This is a genomic window from Psychrobacter urativorans (genome assembly GCF_904846695.1).
Lineage (GTDB): Bacteria > Pseudomonadota > Gammaproteobacteria > Pseudomonadales > Moraxellaceae > Psychrobacter > Psychrobacter urativorans.
Genome location: NZ_CAJHBR010000026.1, coordinates 22010 through 32113, shown reverse-complemented (window position 1 = coordinate 32113; position 10104 = coordinate 22010). Strand labels below are relative to the sequence as shown.

5 protein-coding genes and 2 pseudogenes are annotated in these 10104 nt (G+C 41.9%); 3 read left to right on the top strand and 4 right to left on the bottom strand.

Annotation, left to right across the window (positions count from 1 at the left end; genetic code table 11):
- Window positions 1–116: pseudogene (locus JMY09_RS12895) on the top strand (IS982 family transposase); the annotation flags it as partial.
- Between the two features lie 8 nt (window positions 117–124).
- Here the strand turns inward: JMY09_RS12895 and JMY09_RS12890 are convergent.
- Window positions 125–544: pseudogene (locus JMY09_RS12890) on the bottom strand (carbon starvation CstA family protein); the annotation flags it as partial.
- Window positions 545–1058: 514 nt separating this feature from the next.
- Here JMY09_RS12890 and JMY09_RS12885 point away from each other — a divergent pair.
- Window positions 1059–1727, top strand: coding sequence for a hypothetical protein (locus JMY09_RS12885; protein WP_201624167.1), 669 nt, complete (start codon window positions 1059–1061; stop codon window positions 1725–1727).
- 107 nt (window positions 1728–1834) lie between these two features.
- Window positions 1835–2398, top strand: coding sequence for a hypoxanthine-guanine phosphoribosyltransferase (locus JMY09_RS12880; RefSeq protein WP_201624165.1), 564 nt, complete (start codon window positions 1835–1837; stop codon window positions 2396–2398).
- 86 nt (window positions 2399–2484) lie between these two features.
- On the opposite strand, the gene JMY09_RS12875 is transcribed toward JMY09_RS12880, so the two are convergent.
- The 3 genes from JMY09_RS12875 to JMY09_RS12865 all read right to left on the bottom strand — a co-directional run bounded on the left by JMY09_RS12875 (window position 2485) and on the right by JMY09_RS12865 (window position 10029).
- Window positions 2485–3078 (bottom strand): MepB family protein, encoded by a 594-nt coding sequence (locus JMY09_RS12875; RefSeq protein ID WP_201624163.1) that lies wholly within the window; start codon window positions 3076–3078, stop codon window positions 2485–2487.
- Between the two features lie 14 nt (window positions 3079–3092).
- Window positions 3093–5429, bottom strand: coding sequence for an exodeoxyribonuclease V subunit alpha (gene recD, locus JMY09_RS12870; RefSeq protein WP_201624161.1), 2337 nt, complete (start codon window positions 5427–5429; stop codon window positions 3093–3095).
- 118 nt (window positions 5430–5547) lie between these two features.
- Entirely contained in the window at window positions 5548–10029 is a 4482-nt protein-coding gene (locus tag JMY09_RS12865; RefSeq protein ID WP_201624159.1) for a UvrD-helicase domain-containing protein, read from the bottom strand.
- Window positions 10030–10104: the final 75 nt, after the last annotated feature.

Sequence of the window (10104 nt, the reverse complement as noted above, 5' to 3'; positions counted from 1 at the left end):
TATGGCATTTGTCTCATCGATTGATTCGTAAAATCCTGTCACACAATCTGTGCTTTGTACTCAACAAAAAACTTGGTAATCCGCCTCTTCAGTTTGATTTGCTTATTTCAAGTTGAGAGTGGGGTAATAATAAGAAAATAACTACCATCATTAAGCTGCGGACGCGCGTGCCCATAACCGTACCAGCAATCGAGCCGATAGACTGACCTCGGTTACGCATACTGGCCCAAATGGCAGACATATCATGAACGCCCGCCATAAAAATAGTACCAAAAACCACCCAAATGACTGCTGGTAACCAACCCCAAATGACCGCAATAGCGGGACCAATGATCGGTGCTGCTCCAGCGACTGAAGTAAAATGGTGCCCCCATAATACAAACTTGTTAGTAGGAACGTAATCCACCCCATCTTTCATAGTATGGGCTGGCGTGGCAATACTGTTATCTAATCCTAGAATCTTACTGGCTATGAACTTTGAGTAAAAAGCATAACCACATAGCATCAAAGCGACGCCAACTATTAATACGATGGCACTATTCATTCCTTTGCTCCTTTTATTTTATCTTTTTCTAGATAATGGGAAAATAGTTTGGCAACAGTGTTTTGCCTATTACTATCTTCTATGGTGTTTATCAATTTTCTGCATAGCTAACCGCTGATAAAAGGCAACTGCCCTATTGATACTAGTAGCTAAATACTGAAGTTGTCTGTTTGGGGTATTGCGCTATGCAGGAGTTATTATTTTGCCATGTAAGCTTTGATGACTAAAATCTTGCGAGTATGATAAGTTATGATAATGACTTATTATGGTGAACTACTAAGTGCATAATAGCCGATAGTTAACAAACCACGAAAAATTTTAAGCTATAATTACAGTAACTTATTAGTGTATTTGCCCTTATCCAATGCTATCAACCTAGGAGTAATCAGCTGCTGATTAATAAATCAGCGTTGACTGGGATTGTAACTGATATGACTAAAGATGTAACGCTATTAAGTCAGTAAACGGTATCATTGCATACAACAACTAAAGAACCTTCGACATAGGCAGCATAATGGCACATTATTTTGGATTCATACCTTCAGACGAGCTTAAGATACTGATTAAAGAAGCAGAACAAATTATCGAATCTAAGCAATCAGTAGATTATTACCCTTATCGTGACGTTTTGACTAAACAGACAGCCAAAGATCTTATTGATAACTTGTTAGTAGGGTTGATTGATAATATTCCTAATCCTGAGCGTCAAGCAGCAATGAGCAAAATTATTATCACTATCGAAAAAGCTGCTGATACTCTGCTTAATATACTGTTGGGTAAAGAGAACAACGAAGAAATCATGCCTAGTTTTAACTTCCTAAAAGATAAAGCTACTTTCATTGATAACGAAGGGGTTAGCCGTGTTGGCTTTAAGCTTACTGAGCAACAAGCTCAAAAGATTGTCGAAGGTTTTGCTGCTGTGACCCCAGAGAGTGTCGATGCGGTAAAATTTAGAGCCGCGCTTGAGACTATGAATGAGGCAACGCTAACTCACTTCATTACCCGCTTTGCTGAAACTCTCAAGTTAGGAATGATAAAACGCAAGTCTGTGCCGATGGCTAAAGCGGCAATCGACAAAGGCATGAGCATGGCCCTAAATAAACTGCTACCGGATCTACCAGATACTTCGATGAATCGCTTGGCAAATTACTATCGGCCTTTTATCGTCGAAAAGTCTCAATAGAGCGCTCAGCTAAAACCATACTAATTTTGCTTGAATAGCGATGTTTATTAGGAAAATCAATTAAACCTTGCTAAAATAAGCAGCACTTTTTACCGAAGGCGCACCCTATGACTCAGATCAGTAATCAAGAAATCGAACAGACTCTACGTAACTCAGAATGTCTTATCAGTAGTATCGAAGTTGCAGCAGCATATGAGCGCCTTGCCGCGCAGCTTAATCTACATTATGTGGGTCTTAACCCAATCGTAATGGTGATAATGAATGGTGGTTTGATCCCTGCCGGACAACTACTTACTCATCTAACCTTTTACCATCGTATGCACTATATCCATGCTTCTCGTTATCGTGATAACCAAGGTACTAATGAGCTTGATTGGAAATTTAAGCCTGACGTCAATATTGCAGGCGAGCATGTATTACTGATTGATGATATCTTTGATGAAGGCATCACTTTAAAAACAATCGTTGAGGAACTAGGTAAAGAAAGCCCTGCTTCTATCGAAACTTGTGTGCTACTTAATAAGAAGCATGACCGTAAAGTGAATGATTTTGACGTTGATTTTGTTGGTATTGAAGTCGCTGATCGTTATGTCTATGGCTGTGGTATGGATTTTCATGGTTACTTGCGTCATTTACCAGGCATCTATGCCATTAAAGAAGACAAATTATAAAATTAAGTATTAATAATTAAAAAAGCATCCGTTTTGGATGCTTTTTTTGCTTTATTTTAAGGCTTATTGCTAACAGTACCGGCTACTTAGCCGTAAAGCGCTAGGATTTTATCTATAGGTAGTGAGCTAATGTCGCTCATTGCAAAGAAATAGTTAAGTTGCCATTGTTGAGTTTTTATAGCGCTATTGCTGGTTGGTGTATCCCAGCTAGGATAGACACGCATGCCCATCTTACCTTGAGCGGAACTCGATTTTAAAATTCCCTTGTTAAGCAAAATAGCTTTTGGAAATACAAACTGGCCAAAGCTGCTATTATTTATCTTGATTTCCTCTCTGCGGCTATCACCTTCAACATTATAGTCCTTAAATACGCTAATAATAAGCAAGTCTGGCGCCTCATCATAGTCATAAGGCTGGTTAATACCGTCACTCCCTTTTTGCCAAAAAGTAACAAACTGGCCGATTTTAGTAGGGGTTATCTTGGCGACTCTAAAACGAGCTGTATTACTAAAGTATGTTGAACCATCAACCCTAGCCTTAATTATCTCAGAAGATAAGGTAAAGGTTCCTGCTGCATATTCTGAGTTCTGAGTTTCCTCTTTGAGGTTAGTAATAACTAACTTACTAGGTGTATAAATGGCGCTCTCAACTAGCTTTACTGCTGCTTTAAACCAATACATTGCTATTCCCAACCCTAGTTTGTAGTCTGTATTTTTTCGAACTGTAGTCCGAGACCGGTTTGGCGAACTGTTGGGGTATTGAGGGCATGAGTAAAAGCTGAACTAGTGCTGAATATAGATATTTTTTGTTTAGCACGAGTGACTGCCGTATAGATTAGCTCTTGGCTAAGTAATCGCCCATTGCTGTCATCGAAACTTATCGCCACATGTTCAAACTCTGACCCTTGTGATTTATGAATAGTCATAGCATAAGCTGTGGCAATCATCTCATCGCTAAACATATTAATGGCTATGCCTTGGGCTTTGTTCTCAAAGAACACTTGCAACTGCCCTGCCTGAGTCTGCATACAGATGCCTATATCACCATTGAACAATCCTAGCTCATAGTTGTTCTGTAGTATCATTATCGGACGACCGTGATACCAAGAGGACTTTGACAACGGTAGTTTGAGCTTAAATTTATGCTGCTCGCTCAGATAATGATTGATGTTATGATCGCCACAATGCCCATGATGACCGGCTGTAAGAATGCGAAAATCATTTAACGAGGCCATTAAATCATTAAAATCTTCTCTAATACTATCATTTGGCACGGATTTCGCTAACTGAGCTTTTTTTAGATACTTTTTTGATTTATTTATATAATTTTCGTAATTCTGAGTCAATATGTTTAGAAATTCATAATTGCTTAGGCTATTTTTTGTATGAATAGATATGGGCAACTGTTGTTGTTCATCTTGAGACTCTGCTTGTCGACGTAGATGATGAAAGCTTAGCGCTTGATTGTTATTTATCAGTTGCCAAACTTCCTGCATATTCTTATCGTCTTGATTGATCAGCCGCGCAAGCTGTCCGATTCCAGAATCATCAGTAAAGCGTCTACTAAGAGTTAACCTTTGACTAACCTCTTGCAGCGCTGGTAACTGGCATAGATCAGCTAATACCGCGCCAGCATCTACCGCCGCAAGCTGGTTAGCATCACCTAATAGAATAAGTCTAGCGTTCGGCTTTACAGCGCTGACTAAATGATTGGCCAACTCCACCCCAAGCATAGAAGCCTCATCAACAATGATAATGTCTTCGCTTAGTGGATTGTCACTGTTATAGCGAGGCTGCCCACCTTGGCCGATACCCAGCAGTCGATGTATAGTCTTAGCCTCTGGCAGCTGCATCTGAATGCCTGCTTGCTGTATGGCATCTTGCAACGACTCTTGCATGCGCTGAGCAGCTTTACCAGTTGGCGCGGCTAAAGCAAGATTGGCCTTGTTGCTATCCCCTGCCCTTGTAGGATCTGATAGTTGTGCTTGTTGTAGCGCAATTACTAATTGAGCTACAGTAAAAGTCTTACCCGTGCCAGGTCCACCGGTGATAATACTAAAAGCCGATTGATTGGCCATATGAATAGCTTGTTGTTGTTCGAGGTTGAGGGAGGCATTAAGCGTTATAGGCAGTGCTGGTACTTGTTGCTGCTTAATGCGCATAATATTGTCAGCTAAAGCGAACTCTGCTTGCCAAGTGCGATGTAGCCATAAGGTGACTTGGATAGGATCATCATCTAATCTGCTCTGCACTTGCCATACTATAGGTCGATCATTTTCTTTTTTTGCTTGGCTAAAAAGGGCTTGCTGGCTTAGTATATCTATAAATATGCTTAGGCTATTTTTTGATGAATCACTATAGTGCGCTAGCTGTTGCAACTGCTTATAAAGTCCTAAGCAAACTTGATAATGCTGCTGTAATATTTGCAGCTCATACTTAGGCAAAGTGGACTGTAATACCGTCTTAACCCATAACTCACTACCTGATTGCATCAACAAGTCTACAGAAACTAGCTCGCTAGCAAAGCTGCCTTGTGCCTGCGACAATAAAGGCTGGAGTAAAGGTTGCATAAGCTGCTGTTGCCAGAGGTATAGACTATCAAAGCTAGTCTGTCGGTCCTGCAGGTCATCGCTTATAGCAGCAGTATTAACAGAAGCGTTATCTGTCTCGGCATTTAATACTAATACTGTATGACCTTCCTCTAAGCGCTGTACTAGCAGCGCAAATATGGCAGTGAATAGATAGTCTTGGCTAGTATTATCGGCCTTAGCTAGAGCAGTGCTTACTGGTGGTGAAGGTTGCAACTGGCCTTTATAAGCGCTTTGGGTTTGCGCTCGACGCTGTAGTAAATAGTCGCTAACAGTCAGCGCCCAACTGCTACTAACACTACCCGCTTCAACCGAGCTTTGCCCACCACTTATTAGCGGTGATTGAATTACAGAAGCGGCGCTAGCTGCAAGCTTAGTCGATGTTTTTTTCGCTGCATTGGTCGATGGCTTGATTAGTAATTGCTTATCTGCTGATTGAGTCATTATGGGTCCGTAATTAATAGTGCTATGGCTTATTTTTAACTGCTTGGAGAGCTATTTTTTCTTCAGTAGCATTGGTAGAATGCTGGCCGCGTGCTTATTCGTTATAAACCAACTGAGCCTAACTGCTTGGCGTACCAAACATCTCATCCAAGGCTTGTATTAGCGTAAAGGGAACATCCCACTTGATACGTCCATAGTTATGAACACCTAGCGAATCAATACCTCGTAAAAACACATACTCTACTGCGCCCAAATAGCTAGTTTCGTTACCCGAATAACCCTCTATACGCAGACGCAAAAATCTATGCAAGGCCACTTGATAGATGGCAGCTTGTAGCCAATACCCTGCTTTGTTCATTGCGGCACTTAAGCTTTCATCATTATAATTGCTTAGGCTATCTCCTAAGTAATTACTCTTATAGTCTAATACATGATACTTGCCAGCATACTCATAAACTAAGTCGATCTCACCGCGTAAATAGCGGTAGATATAGCTAGAATACTGGCTATCAAGGGTAATATGCTTCTCTGGCTCGTCCGGTAAGTGCTGGCTAAACACCTCGTTAATATGCTCAGGCATAAAGTCTGCTGCTAGACCCATATTGAAACTCAATTCTGCAATACGTTGATCAGTCCTGATAGCCTGCAAAGGCTGACCAGAGGCTAGTAAAGGCGCCGCTAAGATATCGCTGACCCAAGCTATTAGTTCATTATGTGCGGCTGCTAGCGCTAGATCTTGTGTCGCTTTATCGGAGTCATCCTCACTCTGAATTTGAGTGTCTGACCTCGAAGCTTTATTTTGTACTAGCCGCTGTTGCTGTTCAGCGCTACTATAACTGCTAGGCAGCTGGTACTGACGAATACCTTGGTCAATAATCGCTGACCACTTGCTAGGGTTATTAAAATCTATCTTCTCAAAAATCTCATGCAAAAAAGTACCCGCATTAGCGCCTTTTATAAATCGAAAGCGAATATTGTCTGCGCTAATTTCATTGCTATCTTTATCACTGCTGCTATCACTACTGTCGTTATCAGTATTGGCATTAGCATTGATATCAGCCGTTAGCGACGATCGACCACTGCTATTAGCCTGCTTGCTAGACCATAAGCTTAAACTATCAGTTAGATCTAAATCGTCCTCTATATTGTCATCAAAAATAGCTAAAGCTTTGCTCTGTTCGCCAAGCTGACGCGATAAAGCCGTAAAGCTAGTCTTAGCCCAACCTTTAAACGAGTTACGTTGTATTTGTGCATAGGCAGTCTGATAATCGATACGCAGTGCGCTATCAGCGCTAACTAGCGATTCAGGGTTAGCGGTACTTTTAGAGGCGTCACTGCTGCTAATAATGGCTTCAGCTATAGGCTCGATAGCAGCATATTCTAGCCAACTAATATAAGGCTGTAATCTATCTGGTAGTACAAACTTGTGATCCTCACAACTCAACCATTGCAGACTTGGCTTCCGCTCTGCATCTGTTTTGTTATAACCATCCTTAAATACCATGTACAGCTGCTCACTGGCCCGAGTAAAAGCAACATAGGCCAATCGTCTGAACTCTTCATAGTTCTCAGTCGTTTCAAATTGTGCATAATAGTCTTTGGCAGTTTCGCCTTTAGCTGATTTACTATGCAGCTTTCCTTTACTAGCAGATAAGCGGCGCTCGGTATTATTATCCTCAATATCATAGTCATATAGAAATAGGTTGTGAGCGCTACGACCGCCAGCCTTAGGGCTAGCACTATCCATACCGATCACATAGACAATCGGGAACTCTAAGCCTTTGGACTTATGAATAGTCATTAGCTGTACGCCCGACTCTGTTGGCAGTGGCTGCTGCTGTGCCCACTCTGGCGTTCGACTACTGTGCATATTTTTTTTATACCATGCTAGTAGCTCATGCTCACCGATGTGCATGCCATGCTGCGCTAAGATATCTAGCAGTTGACGCAAATCCATTATATAGCGTGCGCCGTCTTCTAAGTCGGCAAGACCGACCCAAACGTTTTGGCTTTTGGCTTGCTGAGCGGACAGCTGCAGGTTTTGTTCAACCATAGGGTTACGAGCAAACAGGTAATGCAATGCTGACAACACCCCATTATGCTGCCAATACGACGCTGCGGTCTTTAAATACAACTGGAAGTCTTGATAGCGCTGTTTTAGGGCTATTTGCTCGCTAGTCATAGCAGTAGAGCTATCGTCCTCATCTATCATTAGCGCTTGCACGTCAGTTAAGCTCAACTGATAGAAATTACTAGTCAATAGCCGATTAATAATATCTCGGCGCTGTGGGCGTAGCATAGCCTCTAACAAGGCAGCTAAATCAGCGGCAATAGCTGTATCGAAAACGTTTTTTTCTGCGGTCTCTAAGGTAGGTACGCCCAGCTTACTGAGCATATCCTCGACTTGTTTTAACTCTTGCTTGCGGCGTCCTAGTACCCCGATATCATTTGGCTTGATAGCTCGACCATCAATAGTTTGCTTACTGGCTAGTAATGCCGCTATATGCAACGCTGTGAGCTCGCAAGCATCGTACTTAGCTTGCTTATCGTAAGGCAGATGGATCACACTCACTGGGCTATTAGCTAGAATAGGATAAGCCGCTAACGGCGCTATTGAGGATTGATCTACCTCAGTTTGCCACGAAAGCCGCGAATCGAGTTTTGAGGCGGTTATATGTTGATAATAGATACTATTACCTAACTGCGCTAATTGGCTAGCACTATCAATAACGGCCTGTTTTGACTCAGCTACAGGATTCGGTCTACCAAACCAGTGGTTCAGTGCGGTAACCAGACCTTTATTAGAGCGTCTATTGACATCAAGGCTCATAATGTTGTTTTTATCAAACTTGGCTTTCATGGCGTTATAGTTGGCGACGTCACCACCACGAAAACCATAAATCGCTTGTTTAGGATCTCCTACTAGTAATAAGAACCCTCGACCAACTTTCTGATTAGTGCTGTCATTACTTTTAGACAAGTAAATACGCTCAATCATGCGCGCCTGTTCGCCATTGATATCTTGGGACTCATCGATAAGCGCTACTGGATAATGATGGCGAATATAACGTGCCAGCCTCTCACCTTGCCTGCCTGATAAAGCTTGGTTTAAGCGCACCATTTGCAAGGCAAAAGTAGTCTCGCGCCTGGCTTCGAGTATTGATGGCAGTTTTTGCCTTACCTTTAACGCTATATCACGGTTTAGGTTCTCGACTAAAGCATCAAGATATAACTCAATTTGATTGGCATAATCAGTTACTATTTTTAGTGCTTGAATACTGTTTAGGCTAGTAAAAGCTAAACGCTGAGGTTCTTTATTGGCATTAAAGCCCTTGCCGCCTTCTTCTTTAGCTAAAAAAGCCAGAGGTAGAGCCTCATAGAACTTCTGGGTTTCGTCATCTAAATGAGCAAAAAACAACTTGCCATTTTTTTGAATAGCAGATTGAATATGAGCAATTCTATCCATTTTAGCGCCTAGACCCGCTGTGCCATGAAACCCTTGAGCCTTACGGTAGTCTTTATCAAAATACGGTTCGACATCCTTTAAATCACCTTGTACAAAATCATCTAAGGCTTGCTGATATGCAGCAAAATCTATCTCGGGCCCCATCTCAACAGTCTCGATAGGCGTTGAGATAAATTGCAACGATTTATTAGCGACACTCAGATGATCAGCTGGTATGGTGAGTCGTTTAGTATGCTGCAATAGCTGATAAACCTGATTGTGCTGGTTATATAAGTAGCTGTGGTGGCCACGCACGACATCATGAATAATACTCTCTAACACTAGCTGCTCTTGATCACTGATTTGGATGCCTTGCTGATGTCCAGTCTCAGCGCTATATTCAGACAGCCACTTTTGTGACAAGCTGTCCAAGGTACCAACGAACAGCTTATCTAAAGTGGTCAAAACCAAAGCGCAGCGTCTAAGAGCGTCAGCTAACGGATACTCTTCAGTATGATCTAGTAGATACTCGAGCAAATAGCTATTGATAGGATCATCGATAAGATCCTTATTACCTGAGAGCTTAGCTTGATCTTTGAGCCAGTCCTGGCGTTTTTTCTGCTGCTCTATGCTTATCTTTTTGCTAGCTGCATGAGCTAGCTTAGAGTCTTTATCGCTGTTTTCAGCTCTACTATTAGCTCTGTTATTTAAGCCATTATTCGCCTGTTTAGCGCTGGTATCTTTTAGCTGCGGATAGAGTATTTCTCGAGTAACAGGGGTAATCGGTAGCTTACTAAACCACTGTAGTAGTTGATAAAAATCAACCAAACGCTCATGGATGCGTTGGCGCATCTCTGCAGCAGCTGCCCGAGTAAAAGTAGTGGCGATAATATGTTCAGGAGCCCGTTTTGCCTCAATTAGCAGACGTAGAACAATACCCGTTAAAGTCCAAGTCTTGCCAGTACCCGCTGAGGCTTCTATAAGATACTTACCATTGAGCTTGATACGGATAGCAGGCGGCTGTTCTGATATAGGGGTAGCCTGACAATTGATAGCATGGCTATCTACACTAGTACCTGAGTGATCAGCTGTGGCATTGTTATAGTCATGACCAACTGTCTCTAAGCCATTATCAGTATTATTATTTTGATCCATAAAAATCACTTGTTCAAAGTCTTACGATTAATATCATTATGCATCAGCCGTTAAAAAGCCGTACAAGCATTATAA

Bases quoted from the DNA above. Each gene is read 5' to 3' on its own strand.
- JMY09_RS12875 (WP_201624163.1), bottom strand. From the start codon at position 3,078: ATGTATTGGTTTAAAGCAGCAGTAAAGCTAGTTGAGAGCGCCATTTAT.
- recD (WP_201624161.1), bottom strand. From the start codon at position 5,429: ATGACTCAATCAGCAGATAAGCAATTACTAATCAAGCCATCGACCAAT.
- JMY09_RS12865 (WP_201624159.1), bottom strand. From the start codon at position 10,029: ATGGATCAAAATAATAATACTGATAATGGCTTAGAGACAGTTGGTCAT.
- JMY09_RS12880 (WP_201624165.1), top strand. From the start codon at position 1,835: ATGACTCAGATCAGTAATCAAGAAATCGAACAGACTCTACGTAACTCA.
- JMY09_RS12885 (WP_201624167.1), top strand. From the start codon at position 1,059: ATGGCACATTATTTTGGATTCATACCTTCAGACGAGCTTAAGATACTG.